Origin of the sequence: Sphingobacterium sp. SG20118, assembly GCF_044740685.1 — a bacterium.
GTDB lineage: Bacteria > Bacteroidota > Bacteroidia > Sphingobacteriales > Sphingobacteriaceae > Sphingobacterium.
Genome location: NZ_CP172826.1, coordinates 896,208 through 918,837, shown reverse-complemented (window position 1 = coordinate 918,837; position 22,630 = coordinate 896,208). Strand labels below are relative to the sequence as shown.

At 35.3% G+C, this 22,630-nt stretch carries 24 protein-coding genes and 1 tRNA gene; 14 read left to right on the top strand and 11 right to left on the bottom strand.

What is annotated here, in order from left to right:
- Nucleotides 1-29 precede the first annotated feature (29 nt).
- Nucleotides 30-1,331: a DEAD/DEAH box helicase gene (locus tag ACFX5U_RS04260; protein ID WP_400262596.1), complete on the top strand. Its 1,302-nt coding sequence runs from the start codon at nt 30-32 to the stop codon at nt 1,329-1,331.
- 30 nt (nt 1,332-1,361) lie between these two features.
- On the opposite strand, the gene ACFX5U_RS04255 is transcribed toward ACFX5U_RS04260, so the two are convergent.
- Both ACFX5U_RS04255 and ACFX5U_RS04250 read right to left on the bottom strand, forming a co-directional pair.
- A complete protein-coding gene (locus ACFX5U_RS04255; RefSeq protein ID WP_280570067.1) occupies nt 1,362-2,321 on the bottom strand; it encodes a GNAT family N-acetyltransferase in 960 nt (319 codons plus the stop codon).
- Between the two features lie 4 nt (nt 2,322-2,325).
- Nucleotides 2,326-3,159: a 1-acyl-sn-glycerol-3-phosphate acyltransferase gene (locus ACFX5U_RS04250; RefSeq protein WP_400262595.1), complete on the bottom strand. Its 834-nt coding sequence runs from the start codon at nt 3,157-3,159 to the stop codon at nt 2,326-2,328.
- Nucleotides 3,160-3,390: 231 nt separating this feature from the next.
- On the opposite strand from ACFX5U_RS04250, the gene ACFX5U_RS04245 reads away from it, so the two are divergent.
- From ACFX5U_RS04245 to ACFX5U_RS04200, 10 genes are all read left to right on the top strand, one after another.
- Complete coding sequence (locus ACFX5U_RS04245; RefSeq protein ID WP_400262594.1) at nt 3,391-4,053, top strand: CBS domain-containing protein; 663 nt, start codon at nt 3,391-3,393, stop codon at nt 4,051-4,053.
- Nucleotides 4,054-4,126: 73 nt separating this feature from the next.
- Nucleotides 4,127-5,014 carry an NAD kinase gene (locus ACFX5U_RS04240; protein WP_280570075.1) on the top strand — a complete coding sequence of 296 codons (888 nt, stop codon included), beginning with the start codon at nt 4,127-4,129 and terminating at the stop codon, nt 5,012-5,014.
- A gap of 378 nt (nt 5,015-5,392) precedes the next feature.
- Complete coding sequence (locus ACFX5U_RS04235; RefSeq protein WP_038696542.1) at nt 5,393-6,130, top strand: isoprenyl transferase; 738 nt, start codon at nt 5,393-5,395, stop codon at nt 6,128-6,130.
- Nucleotides 6,131-6,251: 121 nt separating this feature from the next.
- Nucleotides 6,252-8,819, top strand: a complete 2,568-nt coding sequence (gene bamA / locus ACFX5U_RS04230; RefSeq protein WP_400262593.1) for an outer membrane protein assembly factor BamA — start codon at nt 6,252-6,254, stop codon at nt 8,817-8,819.
- A gap of 77 nt (nt 8,820-8,896) precedes the next feature.
- Nucleotides 8,897-9,298, top strand: coding sequence for an OmpH family outer membrane protein (locus ACFX5U_RS04225; protein WP_400262592.1), 402 nt, complete (start codon nt 8,897-8,899; stop codon nt 9,296-9,298).
- On the top strand, nt 9,291-9,431 hold the full coding sequence (locus ACFX5U_RS04220; RefSeq protein ID WP_400262591.1) for a hypothetical protein: 141 nt from the start codon (nt 9,291-9,293) through the stop codon (nt 9,429-9,431). Before ACFX5U_RS04225 ends, ACFX5U_RS04220 begins: the two co-directional genes overlap by 8 nt.
- Nucleotides 9,432-9,547: 116 nt before the next feature.
- Entirely contained in the window at nt 9,548-10,108 is a 561-nt protein-coding gene (locus tag ACFX5U_RS04215) for an OmpH family outer membrane protein (RefSeq protein WP_280570086.1), read from the top strand.
- A 319-nt stretch (nt 10,109-10,427) separates the two neighbouring features.
- Nucleotides 10,428-11,183 (top strand): hypothetical protein, encoded by a 756-nt coding sequence (locus ACFX5U_RS04210; RefSeq protein ID WP_400262590.1) that lies wholly within the window; start codon nt 10,428-10,430, stop codon nt 11,181-11,183.
- 10 nt (nt 11,184-11,193) lie between these two features.
- Nucleotides 11,194-11,727: a 4Fe-4S dicluster domain-containing protein gene (locus ACFX5U_RS04205; RefSeq protein WP_400262589.1), complete on the top strand. Its 534-nt coding sequence runs from the start codon at nt 11,194-11,196 to the stop codon at nt 11,725-11,727.
- A 21-nt stretch (nt 11,728-11,748) separates the two neighbouring features.
- Nucleotides 11,749-12,543, top strand: a complete 795-nt coding sequence (locus tag ACFX5U_RS04200; RefSeq protein WP_280571749.1) for a (Fe-S)-binding protein — start codon at nt 11,749-11,751, stop codon at nt 12,541-12,543.
- Nucleotides 12,544-12,589: 46 nt separating this feature from the next.
- Here ACFX5U_RS04200 and ACFX5U_RS04195 read toward each other — a convergent pair.
- The 7 genes from ACFX5U_RS04195 to ACFX5U_RS04165 all read right to left on the bottom strand — a co-directional run bounded on the left by ACFX5U_RS04195 (nt 12,590) and on the right by ACFX5U_RS04165 (nt 18,045).
- Nucleotides 12,590-12,673: transfer RNA gene (locus ACFX5U_RS04195), tRNA-Leu, on the bottom strand.
- An 88-nt stretch (nt 12,674-12,761) separates the two neighbouring features.
- Complete coding sequence (locus tag ACFX5U_RS04190; protein ID WP_400262588.1) at nt 12,762-13,313, bottom strand: hypothetical protein; 552 nt, start codon at nt 13,311-13,313, stop codon at nt 12,762-12,764.
- Nucleotides 13,303-13,641, bottom strand: coding sequence for a hypothetical protein (locus tag ACFX5U_RS04185; protein WP_400262587.1), 339 nt, complete (start codon nt 13,639-13,641; stop codon nt 13,303-13,305). The genes ACFX5U_RS04190 and ACFX5U_RS04185 overlap by 11 nt, the downstream gene beginning before the upstream one ends.
- A 159-nt stretch (nt 13,642-13,800) precedes the next feature.
- Complete coding sequence (locus ACFX5U_RS04180; protein ID WP_400262586.1) at nt 13,801-14,376, bottom strand: Gfo/Idh/MocA family oxidoreductase; 576 nt, start codon at nt 14,374-14,376, stop codon at nt 13,801-13,803.
- 7 nt (nt 14,377-14,383) lie between these two features.
- Nucleotides 14,384-14,827 carry a Gfo/Idh/MocA family protein gene (locus tag ACFX5U_RS04175; protein WP_400262585.1) on the bottom strand — a complete coding sequence of 148 codons (444 nt, stop codon included), beginning with the start codon at nt 14,825-14,827 and terminating at the stop codon, nt 14,384-14,386.
- Nucleotides 14,828-14,842: 15 nt separating this feature from the next.
- On the bottom strand, nt 14,843-15,394 hold the full coding sequence (locus ACFX5U_RS04170) for a hypothetical protein (RefSeq protein WP_400262584.1): 552 nt from the start codon (nt 15,392-15,394) through the stop codon (nt 14,843-14,845).
- Between the two features lie 74 nt (nt 15,395-15,468).
- On the bottom strand, nt 15,469-18,045 hold the full coding sequence (locus tag ACFX5U_RS04165) for a phosphoenolpyruvate carboxylase (RefSeq protein ID WP_400262583.1): 2,577 nt from the start codon (nt 18,043-18,045) through the stop codon (nt 15,469-15,471).
- A gap of 191 nt (nt 18,046-18,236) precedes the next feature.
- On the opposite strand from ACFX5U_RS04165, the gene ACFX5U_RS04160 reads away from it, so the two are divergent.
- Complete coding sequence (locus ACFX5U_RS04160) at nt 18,237-18,647, top strand: organic hydroperoxide resistance protein (RefSeq protein WP_038696524.1); 411 nt, start codon at nt 18,237-18,239, stop codon at nt 18,645-18,647.
- 57 nt (nt 18,648-18,704) lie between these two features.
- Here ACFX5U_RS04160 and ACFX5U_RS04155 read toward each other — a convergent pair whose 3' ends face one another.
- Nucleotides 18,705-18,968, bottom strand: a complete 264-nt coding sequence (locus ACFX5U_RS04155; protein ID WP_400262582.1) for a hypothetical protein — start codon at nt 18,966-18,968, stop codon at nt 18,705-18,707.
- A 46-nt stretch (nt 18,969-19,014) separates the two neighbouring features.
- Between ACFX5U_RS04155 and ACFX5U_RS04150 the strand changes: the two genes are divergently transcribed.
- Both ACFX5U_RS04150 and ACFX5U_RS04145 read left to right on the top strand, forming a co-directional pair.
- The gene (locus ACFX5U_RS04150; RefSeq protein ID WP_400262581.1) at nt 19,015-20,937 is read left to right on the top strand and encodes an FUSC family membrane protein; all 1,923 of its coding nucleotides are present in this window, start codon (nt 19,015-19,017) and stop codon (nt 20,935-20,937) included.
- Nucleotides 20,938-20,956: 19 nt separating this feature from the next.
- A complete protein-coding gene (locus ACFX5U_RS04145) occupies nt 20,957-21,943 on the top strand; it encodes a YpdA family putative bacillithiol disulfide reductase (protein WP_400262580.1) in 987 nt (328 codons plus the stop codon).
- On the opposite strand, the gene ACFX5U_RS04140 is transcribed toward ACFX5U_RS04145, so the two are convergent.
- Nucleotides 21,932-22,537, bottom strand: coding sequence for a TetR/AcrR family transcriptional regulator (locus ACFX5U_RS04140; protein ID WP_038696518.1), 606 nt, complete (start codon nt 22,535-22,537; stop codon nt 21,932-21,934). The two genes, ACFX5U_RS04145 and ACFX5U_RS04140, sit on opposite strands and share 12 nt — an antisense overlap.
- Between the last annotated feature and the right edge of the window lie 93 nt (nt 22,538-22,630).

Below are 22,630 nucleotides of genomic sequence, written 5' to 3'. Positions count from 1 at the left end.
CTTTGTCACTTACAAATACATAAATAAGATTGCAATTTCAAGATTTAAAACTCATAGCACCAATCCTTAAGGCGTTGGATGCTGTTGGATATACTACTCCCACTCCGATTCAGGAACAAGCGATTCCCATTATTTTTAGAAAAAATGATTTATTAGGTTGCGCTCAGACAGGAACTGGTAAAACAGCAGCTTTTGCTATTCCTATAATTCAAATGTTAAGCTATTCAAAAGTTAAAACTGCGAAAAAGAATATTCGCGCATTAGTTTTAACTCCTACACGTGAATTAGCTATTCAAATTGAAGAAAACTTCAATCAATATTCAAAAGACCTTCCAATTAAAAATCTAGTAATTTTTGGTGGTGTTGGCCAACAACCTCAGCGCGATGCTTTAAAGAAGGGTGTCGATATACTTATTGCAACACCAGGTCGTCTCTTAGATTTATATGGACAGGGATATATTGATTTCAAACATTTAGAATTTTTTGTTCTGGATGAAGCTGACCGTATGTTGGATATGGGATTTATCCATGATGTAAAGAAATTGATTAAAATAATCCCTGAAAAAAGGCAAACATTATTTTTCTCAGCTACTATGCCTCCTGAGATTCAAAAGTTATCAAGTCATATCCTAGTTGACCCTATTAAAGTGGAGGTCACGCCAGAATCGAGTACAGCTGAAAAAATTCAACAAGAGGTTTATTACGTTAAGAAAAATGATAAGAAGGATTTATTGATTCACATTTTAAAAGAAAAGAACGTAGGCCATGCATTAGTTTTCTCTAAAACAAAACATGGTGCAGACCGCATCGTTAAAGATCTTGAAAAAAAGAATATTCAAGCTGCTGCAATCCACGGTAACAAATCACAAAGTGCACGTCAAAATGCGCTTAAAAACTTCAAAGATCGTACTTTACGTGTGCTAGTTGCTACAGATATTGCAGCTCGTGGTATTGATATCGACGAATTGGCATTTGTTATCAATTACGATTTACCGAATATCCCTGAGTCATATGTACACCGAATAGGCCGTACAGGTAGAGCAGGTAAAGATGGAAAGGCAATCTCATTCTGTGATGAAGAAGAATATGCATTCCTACTTGATATTCAAAAATCCATACGTATGGAGATTCCTTTGGTCGAACAACATCCATATGCTATGCATATATCAGGGGTAGCACCTAAGAAGGCAGGAGCGAAAAAATCTGGCAAACCGGCATCATCCTCCAGAAATGGTCAAAGCTCGTCTATTACCAGCGGAAATAGAAGAAGACCTTCTGCTCCAAGATCGGACAGCCGAAATAGAAGTACTTCAAGAAGAAGAGATTCTTAATCCGAAAAGAGATAAAACAAAAAGAGAGGCTTAGCCTCTCTTTGGTTTTTTATTACCATACTCACGATCTCGCTCGAAAGTACTCATATGTCTCTCCTTTTTGACAGGGTATACATCATCAATCGTTATCAAGATACCAGTCTCCTCAACCTCACCAAACTCACCGTTCATGGCTGTACCAAATGACTTCATAGTAGGTGAAAGGTTCATGTAGGTATTGATTAAGGGCGGAATATTCTCTCCCAAGGCACGTACCTTACTGTTTAATAATTTATACGACTCTTTATAGTCCAAACCTTCAAACATACCTTCAAATTTAGAAAAATCATTTTCGCAATTCAAATTAGGTATTGGCACAACTAGATTTTCTTTATCTGGAAAGTGGTATTCCATAAAATAGAGCAGCAAATCACGCGCTTCTTTATTATAATGAGGATACATGGTTACCTTACCAAAAAGATACTTTATATCTGAATTAATCATAACCAAAGCCCCTAGACCATCCCATAAGTTATCCAAAGAGAATATTCCCTTTCTATTATCAATGGCAGGTTGAAATTTTGGCTGAACAAAGGACCTTCCTAACTCTATCGTGTAAGGTAAATAATCACTTTTAAACCGATCAGAAAATTCAAAATAATGTGCTGTTGATAAATTAGGAACACCATTTATCAAAGATGCATCAGCACATTTAATCACACGGTAGCCAGCTACAACTTCCTCCTCTTCAGGATTCCAAGCAATTAATTGATCATAACAGTCTGCACAGGTATCATTTTCATCAATATCAATCGATAATCCAGTACCACCACCTGCACCTCTAAAAGTCAATTCTCTTAATCTTCCTATTTCACGCATCACATTTGGTGCATTATGATAGTTGATCAAATATATTTCGTTATTTCCATTGTTGGTATACCGTAAAAAAGCATCCTTACCTAATTCTGCCTTTAATAAGTTTCTATCAACAGGAGCAATAATTTCTTGCATAATTCTATTTTTCTTGAGACATTCCGTAAACCAATCGCTTCACTTCTTCAGCCCATTTTTTTTCGCTTTTAGATTGATCGAAATGTGTATAAGATATTTTTTTGCCAATGACAATCGTCACAGTTTGATTTCGTTGAGAAAACATTTCATCGGGTAGATAAAGCATCTCCAAATTTACCTTTAAGCCAATCTTCTGTCTTAGCTTTGCAAAATTATAAAAAAAGTTAGAGTTTTTACCGTCAATATAGACAGGTACTACATCTTTTTTATATTTCTTCGCCTTATTTATAAAACTTTTCTTCCAATCAAGATCTTCAATTCTTCCACCTTGCTGTTTTCGAGAAACCAAACCGGCCGGAAAGACCAATAAAGCACTATCCGAAGCATAGGCTTGCTCTATAGCCGCAATACCACTTTTCCCTTGTCCACCTAATTTATTAACTGGAATAAATAGCGGTTGGAGATTGCTAACGTTCATCAATATATCGTTCACCAAAAATTTAACATCTTTGCGATGACGACCAATAGCATGCATAAAAGCAATTCCATCTAAACCTCCTAAGGGATGATTGGAAGCAAAAATAACACTTTCATTAACCAGAATATTCTCGACACCTTTTAACTGTACATTGACGCCTAGATCTTCAATCAATGCATCCACAAAATCCAATCCTTTCAAATCTGAAAAACGAGTCATAATATCATTGATGTCATCCTCGTGAATCGTCTTTTCTAAATATTTCAACAAAAAAGAAGGAATCCATTTTGCTAATTTCGGACTCTTGTTCCGAAGGACTTCTCTTACTTCAATAAATTTTCGACTTGCGATCTCACTCATAAAATTCCAGTACTATGATTTAACTTACTTACATATATAAAATATAAATCGCACTTTTGTAAAAGTAGATAAAATTTGTGCAATACATTATCAATAATATAATAAACTGTGCAAAGTTAAAGTAAAAATTTAATGACCTTTACTGTAATAAAGCTTTTTTAGTACTAAACAGTTTTATTTCTAAACTTTTTAGTAATTTTAAGGTCATTAGTATACAGATAAATAATTCATATGTATATCGCAAACATTCCCCTATCCCAAAACACAACGATTAAGCAAACCGATACCGTCGCTTTTGCCTTAGATCGTATGGAAGATTTTCAATTTCATTTACTACCTGTTGTAGATGGTGATGACTATTTGGGTTATATCGGTCAAAATGATCTACTGAATGCATTGGATGATCAACTTTCTATTGCTACGATACACTTAAAAACCGAACCTATATACGTCAAAGCAAACCAACATCCATATGATGCGATTCGTTTAATGACGGCATACCATCTCGATGCTTTGCCAGTTCTGGACGAAAACAATAAATTTAAAGGAATGTTAACTTCATTAGAACTTGTAAAAACAATTTCAGTACTGCAATCTCTCAATGATATAGGAGCCATTATCGTTTTAGAAATTGGCACTCATGATTTCTCATTATCAAAAATAGCACACCTTATCGAGGCCGAGAATTGTCAGATATTAAATTGTGCTACAAAGGCGGTTCCTGAAAACGATTCATTACAGGTCATCATAAAAGTGAATAAATCAAATATCTCCAGTTTACTTTCCTCATTTGCCCGTCAAAATTATAAAGTGATTACTAGTTTCAATACTTTACAAGAATTTGATGATTTAGACGATCGCTATCAACAATTGATGAATTACATCAATATTTAGCATTACGCTACTTTTTTCTCATCTTTGGCAAAATAATGTAATCATTACCCCTAGATAAAAATTACTGTACAATATGAGAGTAGCAATTTATGGTAGAGATTTTAGTCCTTCGGTTATCCCGCACGTAAGCCATTTGATGGAATACTTAAAGGGTAAAAATGCCGAAATTTGGATTTACGACAGCTTTTATAAATTCCTAAAAAAACAATTTGAGTGTTCGGAAACTTTCCCGACCTATACCTCAAACCAAGATTTACCTATTGATACTGATTTTATGCTCAGTCTAGGTGGAGATGGGACAATGTTATCTGCAGTATCATTAATTCACAATTCGGGAATCCCAATCGCTGGAATAAACTTTGGAAGATTGGGTTTTTTAGCTTCAATCAATAAAACAGATTTTGAAACATCCATAGATCAGATTTTCGCAAAAACATATAAAATACAAAAAAGGGCACTTTTAGCTGTGGAATCTCCGGACAGGGAACTTTTTGGGGGAAACAGTAATTATGCTCTTAACGATATTACAGTTTTTAGATATGATAGCTCGGCAATGATTACCGTGAATGCTTATTTAAATGGCGAGCTATTAAATTCATACTGGGCCGATGGTCTAATCATAGCAACCCCAACCGGATCGACGGCTTACTCCTTAAGCTGTGGTGGTCCCATTATTATGCCGGGTAGTGGTAATTTTGTTATCACCCCCATCTCTCCTCACAATTTAAATGTACGACCTGTCGTTATATCTTCTGAATTTGAATTAGAACTAGAAATTGAGAGCCGCTCTGAAAAATATATATTGAGCTGTGATTCTAAAAATGAAACAGTGGAGAGTAATGTAAAACTAAAAATAACTAAAGCACCATTCTACATTAATTTAATTCGATTAGAAGGAGAAAGTTATTTTGAGACCCTTCGAGAAAAATTACTTTGGGGATTAGATGTGAGGAATTATTGATATTACCATAAATTTCTAATTTGCGATTCATCAAAAAGATTTATATTTACCAAAAAATATTTAGACTAGCTTATTCGTATATGTTTCCCTAGCCAGAAATAGCAGCTAATTTACAGCATATGTGATAGCCCAGCTGGATCAAATTATTTAATAAACTGTAGACACTGGGGTATAGGTATTCACATCATTATAGCGCTATTATAGCCGATGTGATATGCGCTCTTCAAAACCATTCTCTGCAGGAATAAGTAAAACAATGGTGATAAAAGCAAGAGAAATTAATTTAGAACGCATAACTAAACTATACATAATTTAAGATAGTTTTTATTATAAATGTTTGTACGAATCGTGAGATAGGCAGAAGAAAAGAAATAGAACATGAGCACAATAGATCATATTGACAAAAACAATCTTCCCCAACATATTGCCATCATTATGGACGGTAATGGAAGATGGGCAAAAGAAAAGGGTAAATTACGCATTTTTGGCCATCAGAGTGGTGTTAAGGCAGTAAGAGAAGCTCTAGAAGCCACAATCCAAGTCGGCGTTAAACACCTTACATTATATGCATTCTCATCTGAAAACTGGAATAGACCTAGATTAGAGGTGATAGCACTCATGGAGTTGCTGGTTTCTTCATTAAAAAAAGAAGTCAAGACTTTTCAAAAAAATGGTGTTCGCTTGAATGCAATTGGAGATTTATCCAAATTACCAAAAAATTGCCAAGAAAAGCTCCGAGAAACAATGGAATTGACAGCGAACAATACCAAATGTGTTCTTACTTTAGCATTGAGTTATGGTTCTCAAGAAGAAATCGTACAAGCAACAAGAGAAATAGCTGAAAAAGTTGTTAAAGGAGAGTTAAATATTGATGAAATCACCACCGAAGTATTTCAACAAAATCTATATACCGCGAACTTACCAAATCCAGATTTACTCATACGGACAAGTGGTGAATATAGAATTAGTAATTTTCTTTTATGGCAGATTGCTTATGCAGAATTTTGCTTTTTAGATAAGATGTGGCCTGAATTCGAGCAAGAAGACCTATTTAAAGCCATTCTTGATTATCAAAAAAGGGAAAGAAGATTTGGAAAAACTAGCGAACAGATCTAATCTTTATTAGTAACTTTGCTGACTGATTTTAAACCTTCACATTTGCTGGTTCTTAAATTTTTCTTAATTAACAAAAATTAACAACTGATTGATGTACTTTAGCATCAATAAAAATTTATAAATGAAGCGCATACTATTTGTTATATTATTTTTAGCATGTACCCAACCACAATTCGCACAAGCACAAGTGAATGGAACTGCTATTAACCTGAACGACCCCTCCCAAATAAGTTATCTATCCCCTAAAGATTATATCATTGGTGGTGTCACAGTTTCGGGCACGCAGCACCTGGACAACAATGTATTGATTACGATATCAAAACTAGTTGTTGGGCAATATATCCAAGTTCCTAGTGAGGAAACATCAAGTGTAGTAAAAGTGATGATGGCACAAGGTCTTTTTGATGATGTGCAGCTATGGGCTGAAAAAATTGAAGGTGAAACTATTTTTCTTGACATCCGTGTCGTTGAAAGACCTCGTTTAACGCGTATAGACATCAATGGCTTAAGTAAGAGCCAGACTGAAGAAGTACGAAAAAGATTAAACGATAATACTGGAAAAGTAGTAAATGAAAATTTAATCAACACTACTCGTAATACAATTCAACGTTTTTTACGAGAAAAAGCTTACTTGTATCCAGAAATTAAAATCAGTACATTAAAGGATACCGCACAGGTAAACAATGAGATTTTAGTGGCAGATGTAGATCGTAAAAGCAAAGTCCGCGTTCAAAAAATCACCTTTACTGGAAATAAAGATTTTACACAAAAGCAACTTCGTAAAAATTTAAAAGGTGTTAAGCAAAAAGCTTGGTTCCGTATTTTTGGACCTGGTAAATTTAAGGACGAAAAGTACAAAGAAGCAAAGGAAACTCTAGTTTCCAAAATGCACAATAAAGGTTACCGGGATGCTGAAATACTGAAAGACTCTGTCATTAAAGTTGATGACAAAAATGTATTGGTAGACATCGACATTTATGAAGGTCCCCAATATTATATTGGTAACATCAGATGGACGGGTAATGCGAAATACACTGATACGGTTTTAAATCGTATTTTGGGGATGCGCAAAGGTGATATCTTTAGTGAAGAAAAGCTAACAACGAAATTATTAGGTGGAGGTCGTAACAGTGATGATATTTCTTCATTATATATGAACGATGGTTATCTAACTTTTTCTATTGACCCTGAGCAAACAAGAGTATACAACGACACTATTGACTTAAATTTACGCGTCTATGAAGGTGCACAATTCACCATCAACAACATTATTGTAAAAGGTAATGATGTTACAAATGACCGCGTTGTATTGAGATCCATTCGTACTAAACCTGGTCAAAAATTTTCAAAGGAATTAATTATGACATCTGTTCGTGAGATTGCACAATTGGGTAATTTTGATGAGCAGAAAACAAACCCAGTTCCAGAAAATATTAATCATGCAGATGGAACAGTTGACCTTATATACAATGTCGCTGAAAAACCTTCGGATCAGGTAGAGTTATCAGGTGGTTACGGTGCCGGACAGATTATCGGTACTTTAGGATTAACATTCAATAACTTTTCGACAAGTAACCTTTTTAATAAAAGCTCTTGGAAACCATTGCCACGCGGTGACGGACAAAAACTAAGTATTCGTGGACAAACCTCAGGTAAACGTTACCAGTCGTATAGCTTCTCATTCTCAGAGCCATGGTTAGGTGGTAAAAAACCTATTTACTTTGGATTAAGTGCTTATACATCAAGCTCTTCATATGGAGGTTTCAACATGTACACTGGAGAGCAAATGGTAAAAGATGCCGAGTTAAACCGTATTTGGATGACTGGTATAACCGCAACCTTAGGTAAACGTGTACAATGGCCAGATAATTGGTTCCAAGTAAATACGTCATTATCTTTCCAACGCTATAAATTGCAAAATTATGCCAACTATTTCTTATTTGACAATGGTACAGCATATAATATTAACTTAACACAGGAAATTAGCCGTAATACAATTGATGCGCCGATTTACCCAACTTCAGGATCCAACCTTAAGTTCTCGGTACAGGTTACGCCTCCTTATTCGTTATTTAATAACATAAATTATCAAACAGCTGCGGATGAAGTTAGATATAAATGGACAGAGTACCACAAATGGAAATTTGATTCACAATGGTATGCAAAAATTGCTGGTAAGTTAGTCTTCAAAGCACAAGCACAATTTGGTTTCTTAGGTAGCTACTCTAATAAAACTGGCATCTCAACCTTTGAGCGATTCAAAGTGGGTGGTGATGGTATGCAAGGATTTGACTTCTTACAGGGTTCTGAAATCATCGCTATGCGTGGATATGCAAACGGCGTTATCATTCCAGAAGGAACACAAAATGTAGGTGTGGCAAGAAGTTCAGGAAGTCCTATCTATACAAAATATCAAATGGAATTGAGACATCCTGTGATGTTGAATGAACAAGCGACTGTCTTTGTATTAGCCTTTGCTGAAGCAGGTAATACTTGGAACAATTTTTCAGAATATAATCCATTTAAAGTTAGACGCTCTGCTGGTGTAGGTGCACGTATTTTCTTACCAATCTTCGGAATGTTAGGAATTGATTACGGTCATGCATTTGATCCAATTCCAGGATTAACAAGCAGCGTTTGGAAACAAAACTTCACATTTAGTATCATGCAAAATATGGGCGGATTTTAATCCGGCTTAAACTTTTTGCTCGAATAAATGTCATATAAAAGGAATTCATATATTAGTGGAAGTATAACAAGAAGAACATGAAAAAAATAGTTTTAGCAATAGCATTTGTTGTAGTTACGGTATCAGCTACTTTTGCACAGAATTTTGCATATGTTAATTCGGAATACATTTTAAAACATATTCCGGAATATACATCAGCTCAAAAACAATTAGATGATCTTTCTCAAAAATGGCAATTAGAAGTTGATCAACAATACGCTGAAATTGAAAAATTATATAAAGCGTATCAAAACGATCAAGTTTTATTAAACGAAGACATGCGTAGACGTCGTGAGGATGAAATCGTAAAAAAAGAAAAAGATGTTAAAGATTTTCAAAAGCAAAAATTTGGTTTTGAAGGCGAGTTGTTCAAACAGCGTCAGCAATTGGTAGAAACCCATTCAACTACGTGTTTCAAAAGCCATTCAGGATTTGGCTAAAGCACAAGGATTGGATATCGTAATGGATAAAGGTCAAGAAACTACTTTCCTTTACGCAAATCCAAAGCTAGATAAAAGTAATGATGTCATTATTAAATTAGGATTAAAACCTAATGCAGCACTTGCAAACTAAATATTAGTTTATTAATATTGCGGTAAGGAATACGAGAATTAATAAGTATTAAATTAGAAACACGAAAATTAGTCTCATAATATTTAAAGGGACGATTTAAGATTAAAATGAAAAGAATGAAAAATTTATTTAAAGGTGCTATTGCATTTGTAGCAGTTTTTTTCGCTACTCAGTTAGCGCATGCACAACAAAAAATTGGGCATCTTAATTTGATGGAAATCATACAATCAACTCCAGAATTCAAAACTGCTGAAGGTCAATTGAAAACTCTAAGCGATGGAAAGACTAAAGAGCTTCAAGACATGTATGCGATGTATCAAACAAAGCAAAAAGAAGCAAATGACAAAGCGCGTAACAGAAGTGAAGCAAATAAAGAAACAGTTGATCTTGAATTACAGAAATTAGGTAATGAATTACGTGATATCGAAACACGTATCAACGAAAACCAACGTGTTGCTCAAGAAGATTTAAACAAAAAAGAAGAAGAATTAATCTCTCCTATCCATAAAAAAGTAACAGATGCTATCACTTTAGTATCTAAAGAAAAAGGTTTTGCTTATGTATTTGATATTTCAAGCACAAACATTCCTTACTTTCAAGGTGGTGATGATTTAACTGCTGATGTTAAAACAAAATTGGGTATCTCATCAACTGCAGCTACTCCTGCAAAAAAATAATTTCATGCATCCCTCAAGTAAAATTTAGGTTTACATAAAAAACAGCAGTCCCAAAAGGGCTGCTGTTTTTTTTTACCTTACCTTACCTTACCTTACCTTACCTTACCTTACCTTACCTTACCTTACCTTACCTTACCTTACCTTACCTTACCTTACCTTACCTTACCTTACCTTACCTTACCTTACCTTACCTTACCTTACCTTACCTTACCTTACACTTATCCATATATGTCATTTATTTTTAAGAATTATAAATAATATATTATGCATGCATACTATATTATTTATATTATATTTGTGTATACTGTGATAAAAAAATATGATTAACCAACTTATATTTACATTATGCTTTATTGGCGCCATCTTGCTGTTTGCCAAAAATGCCAGACAGCTATATAGAAATATTAATTTAGGCAGAGCGCTTAATAGAAACGACAAACCTGGAGAACGTCTTAAAACTATGCTATTAGTAGCCTTTGGTCAAAAGAAAATGTTCAAAAGAATTACTCCTGCCATTCTGCATCTTTTCGTTTACATAGGTTTTTGTATCATCAATATTGAAATGATTGAAATCGTCATAGACGGGATGTTTGGCACCCATCGCTTTTTGTCTTTTCTAGGAGGCTTTTACGATATCCTCATCGCTTCATTTGAATGGCTTGCATTAGGTGTATTAGTAGGCTGTATAATTTTCTTAATCCGTAGAAATGTCATTCACTTAAAGCGCCTGAATAGTGCTGAATTAGCGAACTGGCCTAAAACCGATGCTAACCTTATTTTGATAGTAGAAATCCTATTAATGACAGCTTTTTTATTGATGAATGCGGCAGATCAAAAATTACAGCTCCTAGGAGGATCTCATTATAGCCCAGTGGGCTCCTTTCCAATCAGTCAATATTTAGTATCCATTCTACCTCATGACCCAAGTAGTTTAGTACTAATTGAGCGTACATCTTGGTGGTTTCCATATCTTGGGCGTATTGGCATTCTTAAATTATCTGCCCTATTCAAAACACCTCCATATTCTACTGGCATTTCCAAACACGTACTTCTCGAACCTGAAACCAAAGGGTGAATTGACGAATATGGAAAACGTGACAAATGAGGTGAAGGCAATGTTGGACCCTAGTTTTACCCCTCCCCTTTCAGAGCAACCGCTACGATTTGGAGCAAAAGACGTCCAAGACTTAACCTGGAAAAACCTATTAGACGCCTATACATGTACCGAATGTGGACGGTGTACATCATCCTGTCCTGCCAACATTACAGGAAAACTATTATCACCGAGAAAAATCATGATGGATACACGCGATCGTCTTGAGGAAGTGGGAAAGAATATAAAGGCTAATGGGGCATTTGTAGACGACGGAAAATCTTTACTAGACACATATATAACACGTGAAGAACTATGGGCCTGTACAAGCTGTAATGCTTGCGTAGAGCAATGCCCAGTGAACATAAATCCTTTAGAAATTATTGTTGAGCTGCGAAGATATACTGTTATGGAAGAATCTCAAGCGCCAGCGAGCATCAATACCATGTTTGGGAATATCGAAAATAATGGTGCTCCATGGAAATATTCGCAAATGGATCGTGCAAACTGGACTTCTCAACAATAACCCTTTTACAGAACTATAATGATGGAAAAAGAATTACACGTACCGACCATGGCAGAATTGACGGCCAAAGGTGAAACCGCAGATATTCTATTTTGGGTAGGTTGCGCCGGAAGTTTTGATGAACGCGCTCAAAAAATAACAAGGGATATTTGTCGTATCCTACAACATGTCGGATTGAAATATGCCATTTTAGGTACAGAGGAAAGTTGCACGGGTGATCCTGCAAAACGTGCTGGTAATGAATTTTTATTCCAAATGCAAGCCATGATGAACATTCAGGTATTGGATGGCTATGAAGTAAAAAAAATAGTAACAGCATGTCCGCATTGTTTCAATACTCTTAAAAACGAGTATCCGGCACTTGGAGGCAATTACGAACTTATACATCATACCCAACTGATTCAAACTCTCATTGATGAGGGAAAATTAAAACCTGCAGATGGGCATGATTTTCAGGGTAAAAAAATCACCTATCACGACCCTTGCTATTTAGGTCGTGCAAACGAAGTCTATGAAGCTCCAAGGAAAGTACTGGAAAGCTTAGATGCCCAATTAATCGAATTAAAGAGATGTAAGAGCAATGGCCTTTGTTGTGGCGCTGGTGGTGGACAAATGTTCAAGGAGCCAGAGAAGGGTACAAAAGATGTTAATATAGAACGTATAGAAGAAGTAATCGATAGTCAAGCTACTGTAGTTGCTTCCGCTTGCCCATTTTGCATGACCATGTTAAAAGATGGTGTTAAAATTAAAGACAAGGAAAAAGAAATCGAAGTATTGGATATCGCAGAAATAACGGTAAGAGCCAATCAAATATAAAAAAAGGTCTGGAAATATCCAGACCTTTTTTATCATCAACGTGATGTACCCAGGAGCAGATTCGAACTGCCACACCCATACAGGCGCCACCCCCTCAAGGTGGTGCGTCTACCAATTTCGCCACCTGGGCCTATTTTTAAAATGGTATCGCAAATTTAAACGTTTTTTTAAATTCTACAAGCTTTTTCTGCTTAGATATTCATTTTTATTTATCGGTCCTATTTTAGCAGGTTCTTTTTGATCAATGTATGGATTACACCATCAACTAAACCGACACGAGGTACCATAATTTGCTTCAGATGCCCATATTTCATAATGGTCATAAAAATCTCCGTTGCAGGAATAATGACATCAGCACGATCCTCATTCAGCCCCAATAAAGTGATTCGTTCTTTTAATGAATAAGATGTCAAATAGTGATAAAGAGCCTTTAGCTTAGCATAAGAAATTGGCTTATCAGCCTTTTCATTTGCTAAACGTGAGAGCTTGTTAATATTTCCACCAGTACCAATGCCATATACCTGCTTATACATTTTCGTATTATGGGATACCCATTCCTTTAAATCATCCCAAGTCTCTTGTTCATCCTTATTGTCTAAAATACGAATTGTACCTAGGTTAAAGGATTTTGAATTCACCAATTTAGCATTGGCAAACAAAGACAACTCTGTACTTCCTCCACCAACATCGATATACAAATAAACCTTATCCATATCCATCTTTGCTTCCAAATGGCTATTGTAAATAATCTCAGCTTCTTTAGTTTCCATCGATAATAGCGATATCAATGCCAATTTCACTTACTTTTTTAACAACTTCTGGTCCATTGGTCACATCGCGCATTGCAGATGTCGCACATGCCATGTAATCTTCGACATTGTACACATCCATCAATTCACGGAATGCACGCATTGTCTTTACTAGATTATCCGCTTTCTTAGGCGATAATTTTTGATGAATAAAAGCATCGTCCCCAAGACGTAGTGGAACTCTTAATAGTGTATTCTTTTTAAAAGAAAAACCTTCTTTTTCTTGAATAATATCAGCAATTAAAAGTCTAACCGCATTTGAGCCGATATCGATGGCAGCATATCTCACATTAAAGCATTTAAAGTAAATAAAAATGATTTTGGTTTATCTTTTGCAAACACGTCCATTAGCGCTCACAAAAAGACCTCCTTAATTGTTTCGAAATTATAAATAATAAATGAAGTCGAGATGATGTTAATGTTAAATTATTATGAACACGATAATAATTTAACACAAAGTCGGTTGTTGTAATATTTCCAATTGCCAATAAATCTGTTCTTCAGTTACAAAATAAGCCTTATTATTCCTAATCTGCTCATATACTGCATCAAACAACAGCATATAATCACCTTTAATCGATTTTACGCTTTCTGATACCATATTGCCTTGGTCCAAATAAGTCAGTAAACCCTCTTCATGCTGATTTTCTTCCCCATAATGATCCTCAATCGGACTAATGCCGGCAAGCAGTTGATTTTCTTGAACATCCGTTCGGCCTTTTACAAAAGTGCCTTCAGTACCATGTAATAAAAAACTATATTGAGATTCTAAAACCAACATACTAACAGTAATGAACACCGTAAGTCCTTTATCGAAAGTCAATAATAGCGTTGCAAAATCATCCACTTCAGAATCTTTGCGATGGATGGATGTCCGTTTTATGGCAGATATTGGTTTACCAAATAAAGATATTACCTGATCCAATAGATGAGAGCCCAAATCAAATAAAATACCAGCTCCAGGGCGCTTAGTCTCTTTAAAAACCTTCTGCCCAATCTCAGCTCTAAAGCGATCAAATCGCAAGTGAACCTCAACAGGCTCTCCTACCTTTCCAGAGTGTAGAAACCGAGGCTAGGGCATTGAAATCCGAATCAAATCTTCTATTGTGATAGGGTAATACAAACTTACCCACCTTTCTTCCTAAATCGAACAACTCTTTCGCCTCAGAAACAGTAGGAGCAAAAGGTTTTTCAATCAGCACATGCTTTCCAGCTAACAAAGCCTGCTTAGCAAAGGAAACATGTGTATCATTAGGTGTATTGATGATCACTAGCTCAATTGCTTCGTCTGCCAGTAATTGTTCGACACTATCATAACTGATAATCGAAGGATTGTCCAATTGGGCTTTTTTAGTAGATCGTTCAACCACAGCTCGCAAATCAAACCGATCATTATTGGCTATAAATGGCGTATGGAATACCCTTCCGGACATTCCATACGACAAAACACCTGTAACTATTTTATTTACAGTCATTAAAGTATTTTTTATTTAGTGATGTGCGTGCTCGTCTACTTTACCACCTGCAAGTTTGTAAACCTCTTGTAGTTTTGTTAAACTTTCCTCTGAAAAGTGGTTAATATCCGCATTTGTATTTTTTGACTCTCTAGTCAATTTAGTATTTACTTCAGTTTGGATTTTTAAAACTGTAGCAGCATACGCCTTATCATTGAATACAGACGTACTATCAGCAGCTAATGCAGCAGGTACTTCAAAAGCAGGAACACCTCTCATAGCATCATTCACATGCAGTGATAATGCCAAGGAGTCCAAGTGTGGAAGTATCGTACTATACGCTTCTTGAATCTTAGATGACAAAGCTTTCGTCTCAGCTGATGTCGATTTTGACTCAGCAAACTTTGCTAAATTCACTAAATAATTTCCTTCCTCACCAACATATTTAAACATAGCATATCCGTCGCCATCAGCTAAAGAAGCTCGTGAGTTTTTATATTGTTTATCCAAACCTGTTTGGTAGTTACAAGAAGCTAATAAAGAACTTCCACAAACTGCTACCGCAACAAATAACTTATTAAATTTCATATCGATTATATTAACAGCACAAAAATAATAAAATAAACGGGCTTCAAAACTCTTATTAAAAAAGAGTTGAAACTTTATGCCACATTTCTACCAGCATTGACTACTCCATATATGGTTCTAGCAATTAATTTAGCATAGATTTCTCTTTTCTTTTCATCTAATTTGCCTTCATTAATTAATTTGATAGCATAATGTTGTATTATCAATAGGGGCAATACGATATTTTCACGCGCCAAAATAGATTCACGATCTATAGGGTAATTCTCCATTAATTTTGATGTATTGCTAAGCTTCAACAAGTATGCTTTGGTAACCAAAAACTCCTCATGTAGCATTTTCCAAAATTCGCCGTACTTTTCATCAAACTGCATATAAGATGTAATGTCAAAGTTCGATTTAGTCATCGACATCATACAATTATCGATTAACGTCTGGAAAAAACCTGAAGACAGATACAATTGCTGTACATCCTTCCAAAGGTTGTTTTGCTCTGCCCATTTAAGCGCCGTACCCACTCCATAAAAACCTGGAATATTTTGTTTCAATTGACTCCAAGCAGTTACAAAACTAATGGCGCGCAAATCCTTAAGCTTCAACTCTTTATCTGAATTCCTTTTAACAGGACGACTACTGATATTGATCGAAGAAAGTACTTTCAAAGGTGATAAGGTCTCCAAATAACTTAAGAACAATGGATTTTGACGTAAATCCATAAACTTATTGTAACTCAAATCTGCTAAACGATCCACTATGCCCTTTTGATGCGGAGTCAATGTATCACCAGATTTTTGTTTCAGATCAGAAATGATACCAGCATGTAGCAATTGCTCAATATTGAACCTAGCCGTATCTAATGAGCCGTATTGACTACTGATGGTCTGTCCCTGAATGGTCAATTGTATATGATCATTTGCAATTTCCTGTCCCATGGATGCATAGAATCTTTGTGTCTTACCTCCTCCCCTTGCAGGCGGCCCTCCACGACCATCAAAGAAAACGAGATCCACACCATATTCTCTCGCAATTGCTGTCAATTCTATTTTAGCACTATAAATAGACCAATTGGCCATCAAATAACCACCATCTTTTGTACTATCAGAGTAACCAAGCATAATCGTTTGCTTATTACCTCTCAGTTTAAGATGCTTTGCATATTCCTTATTGGTATACAATGATTTCATCACATCGGCCGCGCGAGTTAAGTCATCAACGGTTTCAAATAAGGGTACAAAATCAATCGTCAAGGTGTCTTTAGTCCAGCCCGACCATAGGAACAACTGTCGTAATCCTAAAATATCACTTGCTTGTTGACAATTACTAATAATAAATCGTTGAGCAGCACGCTCAGAACCCGATTTTTGAATATTCTTTAATAAACGTATTACTTCTAGGGTATCTTTTTCCAATGCCGTAGCTTCATCATCAAAAATCAGATCCAATTCCTTAAAATTGATATTTTTTTGTTTATCTTCTTCAGACAACAATCCAAATCCTGATGCAACACCTGTCTCTTCTGGATATTTCTTAGTGATATAATCAAAGGTCTGTGTCAGAATACTACTATCTTGGCGAATATCCAACGTTGTAAAGAAACAACCGAAAGTCATCACTTTACGCAATAAATCATCTACAATCTCTACAAAAAGATTATTGTGATCTTCATGAAGTACCCTTTGTATAGCTTTTAGGTTTTCAATAATATTGTCGGTCTCATCGATAGGAGCTTCAACAGGATTGAAACTATTTTCATAAAACAGTTCCTGTAGATTGTCCATATATTTTTCAACCCCTCTAAAAGTAATACGACGCTTAACAACTCTGAAATCCCTATAATAACAACGGAACAAAATTGTTCTTAACAACGTAGCAACTTTTTTTGTACTTTCGGCACTAACATTTGGATTACCATCGCGATCCCCTCCAGGCCAAAAACCAAGCTCAATTAACTGTTTTACTTCAGCAGTCTCGATTCCTAACTCATCATCGATATAGGTCTGAATTTCTGAAGCAACCTTATAAAATACATTTTCCAGAAACCAAGCTAAGCTAATAGCTTCATCTACTGGAGTTGGTTTATTATTATTGATAAAAGGAGTTTTTCCTAATTGTTGCAATAATAAATGGATATTGTGAATATCATTCTCTTTAATTGCACTAATTAAATCATTGATGATCGATAAAACGGAGCCCGGGTAAAATTGAGTTGGATGAGCGGTCAATACTAAACGAACTGAAAAATCCTTTAATTTCGCAACGATTTTTCTTTTAAGTTCCGGATTAGCTTCAGCTGATTTAATCAAAGAACCAAGCTGCGCTGAATTATCAGTCTTACCTATTGCTTTAAAAGACGAATCTTCAATCGCATCAAACAAAACAACTTGCCTTTCTATATATTGCACAAAACGAAACAATAAATCGATCTGAGTCTCCTCATCCGAATAAATATCGTGTTGTTCAAAAAAGCTATTGATAATTTCCTCAGGTGTCTGATGCTTCTCTACACCATTTTCACAATGCTTTGCAAAAAATGGCAATAAGGTACCTGTATCCTTTACTTGCTGAAACGGTAGTGTTAAAAATAAACTTTTGAAAAGTTCAAATCGCGTCAAAACTTCGTTTTGAAAAACGGCTTCTTTTGTACTTAATTTCATATTATAGAAAAAACAATTGTAGTTATTGGAGAATGTTTAAATATTTTCAAACATTCAAATATATAAAATTTATATCTTAATAAAGGTATAAATGAAAAATAGCTAACAATAACATCTTAACATTACAATATTATTAAGAACAAATTCAATTCTCATTTGTTATGATAGTTACATCAATCATAATATACGTAATGGGACAATTATATACAGCAGCAGTGACTGCAACAGGAGGACGCAACGGGGAAGTAAAATCTTCCGATGGGATTATTGACTTGATTGTTAAAAAACCTACTGAAATGGGAGGTGAGGGTAAAGCAACCAATCCGGAACAATTATTTGCTGCCGCGTGGAGCTCCTGCTTTTTAGGAGCCGTGGCTGCTGTGAGCGAGAAAAATCATGTCGATATGACCGATGCAACAGTTACCGTCCGAGTGACATTCAACGAAGAAAATAATGCTTTCTTTCTTTCAGCAGAAATTGACTTACATGTTCCTACATTAAGTATTGCAGAAGCTCAAAAATTAGCAGAAAAAGCACATCTCGTATGTCCTTATTCCAAGGCAACAAAAGGAAATGTACAAACAAAAGTTAGCGGTATCTAACACCGACGTACCGTTTTTTAAAAGCTACGCTTTTTATCGAAATAGCGTAGCTTTTCCTTATTCGATCTTGTATATTTGTTTGTATTCAACATTATGAAGCAAACACAAGAAATAAAAAGTTTTTTTTATAGCCAATATTTCGCCGATGGTATCAGGATTACTATCGGCTGCATTGTGCCCGTGATTATATTCGCTGCCATGGGGCAATTCATGAATGGAAACATTCGTATCCTTTGGTGCATTATTACTGGGATTATCCGATACCCCCGGGGCTCCGTCCCATCGTCGTATCGGAATGTATTTTACTAGTATCTTCACCATAATCACATTTATACTTACGGTATCTATCAATACAAATGTCTACCTGGTGACGATATTGATAGCCATATTATGTTTCATTTTTGCAATGTTTGCTGTGTTGAATGCGAGAGCTTCTAACGTTGGTTTGATGTGTACGCTAATGATGCTCATCCATGTGGATACTCCATTTACACTATATGCTGCACTCACCTATTTGTTTTACTATAGCATTGGCTGCCTTTGGTACATGATCGTGAGCTTATCCATTACACAAGTAAGGCCATACCGGTTAACACAACAGGAGTTGTCCGAATCAATACGTCATGTAGCAGATTACCTCCGTTTAAAAGCCAATTTTTACGATATTAATGTTGATAATGATAAAAACTATCTTAAGCTTATTGAGAAACAAGTAGAGGTCAATAATCATCAAGAAAATGTTAGAAATTTACTGTTTCAAAGTAAAAGATCCATTAAAGATACGACCAAGACAGGTCGTTATCTCACATTCGTATTCAACGATATCATTGATCTTTTTGAACAAAGTATGGCTACACATTATGACTACAATACAGTCAGTGAAAAATTTGGACATACAGGTATCTTAAATGAATTTAAGCACATTATTTTAAAATTAACAAATGAATTGGATCATATTGCATACCAATTAAATGCCAATAGGACACCCACTCCCATGTATAATTTTGACCAAGAAATCAATCTGTTACATCGGAAAATTGATAGTATTGAAAAAGAATTTCACTATAATACCATAGCATTAAGAAAAATTTTGATCAACGTTCGGGATATCATTCGACATATCAACGATATCTACAGTTACTCTCATTTGAAATCTACAGAAGTCAGCAAATTGGAAATAGATGACGCAAAAAAATTCATCGAACCCTCTATCATCGATTTTAAAAAGATTAGAGAAAACTTAACACTAGATTCAACTTATTTCAGGCATGCCTTACGGATGGCTATAGTAATGTCTGCTACATACTTCCTTGCTAAATCGTTCCACATTAGTGAAAATATATTCTGGATATTATTAACCATCATGGTGATTTTAAAACCCGGCTTCGGGCTGACGAAATCTAGGAATATACAGCGCTTAATGGGAACCATTATCGGCGGCCTTATTGGTGCTTTCATACTGTATATGGTGCATGATGAAACGATTCGTTTCATTTTATTGATACTTTTCTTCTTAAGTGCATACAGTCTTTTTCGAGTAAATTATATCGTTGCCGTTATTTTCATGACCCCCTATGTCCTCATCATGCTAAGCTTTGTGAGTACAAATACAATGGAGGTAACGAAAGAACGTATTTTAGACACATTCATCGGAGGAATGATTGCTTTTCTTTCAAGCTACGTTATTTTCCCAAATTGGGAATCGACTCAAATTAAAGAATCGATGCAAAAGCTATTGATTGCCAGCTACCATTATATCGCACTGACATTGAAAGAGATTGCAGGAAATGACCCGACCATCACAGAGTACAAATTAGTACGAAAAAAACTGTACGTAGAAACGGCCAATATGGGTTCAACTTTCCAGCGCATGCTAACAGAACCCAAGAATAAGCAAAAGTATACTAAAGATGTAAATAGGTTTGTTATTTTTAATCATGTGCTTGCCTCTTTTGCTGTTACGCTTCACAATCAAGTTACTTCTTCGAAAGCCAACCATACGATCACAAAAAACCACGTTAAGTTAATTCGAAAGATTTTGAGTGCGCTAGAAACTGCAATTAGAGCACTGAACAGCTCTAACGAAGAAAATAAATTCATCCCAGTAGATTTTCAAATACCAGAAAATCAAGTAGCCACAGATGATTTTGAGGACGAAAACAGTAATTTACTAACCGAACAACTACAATTTATCACTAAAATTGTTTCGGATATAGCTAAATTGGTCCAGCAATTAAAGGAGAAGGCAGATGCAGAGCTTGAACCGACATTAAACAATAACGACAACTAATTTTAAATGAATAGCGAATATGCAAGATAATCATTACGATATCATTATTGTAGGTGGAGGCCCAATTGGACTTGCCTGTGCTTTAGAAGCTTCTCTGAATAACCTTTCCTATGTAATCTTAGAAAAGGGATGCCTTGTCAATTCGCTGTATCATTACCCGCAAAACATGACTTTCTTTTCCTCATCGGATCGATTAGAGATTGGCGATATTCCATTTGTAACCACACTTCCGAAGCCCAAGAGATCCGAAGCCCTAGAATATTATCGTCGCATTCAACAGAAATTCAAGTTAAACATTAAATTGTTCGAAGAAGTGACCGCTATCGACAAGCATAATGATATTTTTAATACAAAAACCACTAAAAATATCTACACCTCTAAATACGTCATTATAGCAACCGGATTTTACGATATCCCAATGCTACTCAATATACCAGGTGAAAATCTTGATAAAGTAAAACACTATTATCAAGATCCGCACTATTATGCAAACCAAAAAGTTATTGTAGTAGGTGCCAGTAACTCGTCAATAGATGCAGCGCTTGAAACATTTAGAAAAGGTGCAGATGTTACACTGGTTATTCGGGGTAAAGAAATAAGTCCAAGAGTAAAATACTGGGTCAAACCTGATATTGAAAACAGAATTTTAGCTGGTGAGATTCGTGTATTTTATAACAGCAGTTTAAGTGAGATAAGCGACTCTCATGCCCATATTCAGACTCAAGATGGTGAAGTTATTTTAGAAAACGATTTTGTTTTGGCACTAACAGGCTATAAACCTAACTTTAAGTTCCTCAAATCAGCAGGAATTAACATCGCAAACGAGTCGCCTTGTCAACCTGAACATGACCCTGATACTATGGAGACCAATGTAGATGGGCTTTACCTAGCTGGTGTTGTCTGTGGCGGATTAAATACGCACCTGTGGTTTATTGAGAATTCGCGCATTCACGCACAACAAATTCTAACTGATATTAAGCATAAAGAAGAAAATTTACTTTCTTAAACCTTTTAAGAATATCTTCATCATCTTTTTTTGTAGACTTAAAATCACATCAAATTCATCTTTAGTTGGGAAAAGCATATTTTTTATATCCTTCAATATACCCATTCTCATCCCTAATAGAGAATAGAGAAGAATCCGAGCTGTACCTTCAATATCAGCCACTTCGATTTCATCTTTCTCTACACCTAAAGTTAGAATTTCTCCAATAAGATCAACTTCTCTAACAAAAGATTCTTTGAATACACGTTCCAACTCTTCAGGAAGCTCTTTAACCATATTGATCGTATATTCAAATAAGTTGTAATATTGATTGATGATTTCAACTCGTTTGTCAATGGTATACATCAGCATTTCTTCAAAGTCGTTACAAGTATCGATTTTCAATTTAATATCCTGAACCATCTTATCTATTACATACTCAAATACAGCTGAATATAGACTGTTTTTATCTGGAAAATAATAGTAAAGAAGTGCTTTTGAAAAATTCAAATCTGTTGCAATCTCAGACATAGTCGTTTTTGCCATACCAAAATGAGCAAAACGACGTGTAGCCGCCTCCAATATCTTAATCCTTTTTAAATCTGCATTTGCCATCAATTCAAAAATTAATTACCCTTAATAACTGCTTTGTACTATCTTTACTAACTAATATATAAAGATAATTTATTTTTTTGATTTTTTGATAAA